Genomic DNA, 2,663 nt, shown 5'->3' on the forward strand with positions numbered 1-2,663 from the left:
CCAAACATGGCATTGGGCGGCATTACCCCGAAACAGCGACTGGCCATGGTTGCTTAATGAATCCTACTTCTGAGCTCGGTTAAAAATGGGGGGATTACCACAGCAATAGCAATTAAAACCATCCTTAATTCAGCATTGCTTACATATACGAATTGATTATTAGGCAAATGTAGGTAGGAATAATAAAAAATCAGTCATACATTAAGTGTGCTTAAACACAAATAGGAGAAGCATATGAGCACACTTAATGGACTTAAATTAGTTGTTGGTAAAAAACAATTAAACGCATCGCCAACCATCATTCGTCGTAATAAGTTAATTAAAAAGTTACACGAACAGCTTGCACTATGTGAAGCACAGCGAGAAGGTAAAACTTACGCACCACTACGCATAAAGACTTATGTGAATAAGGCAACTGGAGAGCGTATGACAAAAGAAGTTGCGAAGAGGATTAAAGAATGGTTTTGGGTAAGCAATGAAAATAACAAAATTAATTTGTCTGTGAAGTATGGAGCTAAAACACTCGTGCTGAATAAGAAAACAAAAGCAAATGCAATAGAGCTTGCGAATGGTGACGAGCTAATTGCTACGCTTAAGGCACTTAAGATAGCTGTTGCAAATGGTGAATTAGATGATGCTATTGCAGAAGTGAGCGAAGCAACAAGACTTGCATTTGGCAAGTAAGTTGATTTCATACCTCATATTATTTGTATATGAGGTATGCAAATATAAGAAAAAATAAATACTATATGAAACAATTTAAAGCACAAGTTAAAGCAAGTGGTATGTATGTAGAGACAATAGTTTATGCAAACAGCATTGTTGAGGCACAGAAGATATTACAAGCACAATTTGGTGTGAGTAATGTTATTAGTATTCCAACGCAAATTAATTAATATGCTAATTAAAGAAATTGCTACTATTAAGCCACTTACACCTCAACAAGCTCGCATAAACTCATTAAAGTTGCAAAAGGATAATGTAAGTAAGCAACTTAAAGCAGAGCGTGATAGACAGAAGATTGCTAAAGCACAGCAGACTATTGCAAGTGTTAAGTCTTCTTAGTTTTAACTTTGCTATTTGTTTCTACATACGCATAGCGTTTCTTATCATCTTCATCCAACGCCAAGTCTAATAGCTGTCTACTTTCTTCACCACGCAACTGTGCCATCGCTTTTACAGCATCTAAGTGCGAGTAATGTTGCTCAATCATTGCTACGCTTGTTCCCATTTGCTTAGCAAGTGTATGTATGCTTACTTTATCGTGCGTTAAGGCAAGCGTAGCATAGGTGTGGCGAAGGCTGTAGAGCACACGCTTTTTACTTGTGATTGGAGATATGAGTAAATTGTGTTGCTTTAAGTATTCGTCAAATAACTTACTAAAACTTGTTGGACTTATTAGCTTTGGAATGCGATTGGGATTGTTTTGTCTATTACTTACAAAGTCTTTGTAAGTAAATATCAAGTCTTTGCTACCACTTTTAATCATTTGCTCCAATGTTTTGCCGTAGTTTCTTTGTGCAATGTCATTTAGTGCATAAACGCTTGGTAGTCTACCTACAGCTTTGCGTTTCCCAGTTTTGCCTTTTTGTATATTGAGTATGAGAGTTTTGCGTATGTAGTTTTTTGTTATTTCTTCTCCGTGTTGCTCATCCTCGCTTAACTCTGCACGAATACCAGTTTTTATATTCACCACTTCTTTATCTAACTCAACTTGTGCCCAAGTTAATTCAAGCAACTCTCTGCCTGGTCGTGCTCCAGTGTCTAACAATGTAATCACATAATCTTTTAGTAATGCTCTTACATCTTTACTATCTGCCTTACCTTTTTTTATCCATTCATCAAAGTTTGCTTTTATAGCTGTAGCTTCTACTCGCGTAAATTCTGTTCTTCTCTCGCTCTTCTTTCCTTTTGCTTTTAACTCTGGTTTTCTACTTGCAAGCATATAGCCTTTGTATATTGCTTCATCCAATACTTTGCTAAGTGCGGCATTGTGTGTGAGTAAGGTGCTACGAGTTGGTTGTGCTTGCAATTTCTTTACTCTATATTTGTCCAACTCTTCTAATGCTTTGTAGTCAATACTATCCACATAGTATTTGCCTAACGCTGGAATAAAGTAATTAGTAATAGCAGAGATGTAGTCTTTGTAAATTGCTTTGCCATTGCCACTTGCTATTTCTTGTTTTAGTTTTTTGACTACGCTTTTAGCGATATCCTTAAAGTAGCGTGTGATTGGTGCAATATCGTTGCGTTTTCGAAATTGAGCTTCTAAAAAAAGTTCTTTTGCTTTCTTCTTTGCTTTGCCTAAGTCGTATTCCTTAGTGCTTGTGCGTTGCCATTGTCTGTCTATGCAATATCTACATTGCCATATAGTGCTTCGCTCGCGTTGATACACGATAAGCTCTTTATCAATAACAATATGCGTAGTGTCTTTTTTGTCGCTCATTTTGCAAAATATGTAGCTATGTCAGTAGCTTACAGCGTTTGCAATGAATTGGGCAAGAAGTGTGTAGTAGGTGTGCAGAAAAGCAAAAGCGAGCTTATCGCTCGCTTCGCTATACATCTTGGTGGGTCGGGCGAGATTCGAACTCGCGACCAACGGATTAAAAGAAGTCGTGGCTCTTCAAAACCCCATATAAATCAATAGCCTACAAGGCCAAAAA

At 37.3% G+C, this 2,663-nt stretch carries 4 protein-coding genes; 3 read left to right on the forward strand and 1 reads right to left on the reverse strand.

What is annotated here, in order from left to right:
• The first annotated feature begins 234 nt into the window (after positions 1-234).
• The 3 genes from B7X71_RS14940 to B7X71_RS14950 all read left to right on the forward strand — a co-directional run bounded on the left by B7X71_RS14940 (position 235) and on the right by B7X71_RS14950 (position 1,065).
• A complete protein-coding gene (locus B7X71_RS14940; RefSeq protein ID WP_293601252.1) occupies positions 235-684 on the forward strand; it encodes a DUF6641 family protein in 450 nt (149 codons plus the stop codon).
• 65 nt (positions 685-749) lie between these two features.
• On the forward strand, positions 750-896 hold the full coding sequence (locus B7X71_RS14945; protein WP_293601254.1) for a hypothetical protein: 147 nt from the start codon (positions 750-752) through the stop codon (positions 894-896).
• A complete protein-coding gene (locus tag B7X71_RS14950; RefSeq protein ID WP_293601256.1) occupies positions 865-1,065 on the forward strand; it encodes a hypothetical protein in 201 nt (66 codons plus the stop codon). The genes B7X71_RS14945 and B7X71_RS14950 overlap by 32 nt, the downstream gene beginning before the upstream one ends.
• On the opposite strand, the gene B7X71_RS14955 is transcribed toward B7X71_RS14950, so the two are convergent.
• Complete coding sequence (locus B7X71_RS14955; RefSeq protein ID WP_293601258.1) at positions 1,052-2,446, reverse strand: tyrosine-type recombinase/integrase; 1,395 nt, start codon at positions 2,444-2,446, stop codon at positions 1,052-1,054. The two genes, B7X71_RS14950 and B7X71_RS14955, sit on opposite strands and share 14 nt — an antisense overlap.
• Between the last annotated feature and the right edge of the window lie 217 nt (positions 2,447-2,663).

Source organism: Polynucleobacter sp. 39-46-10 (assembly GCF_002282275.1).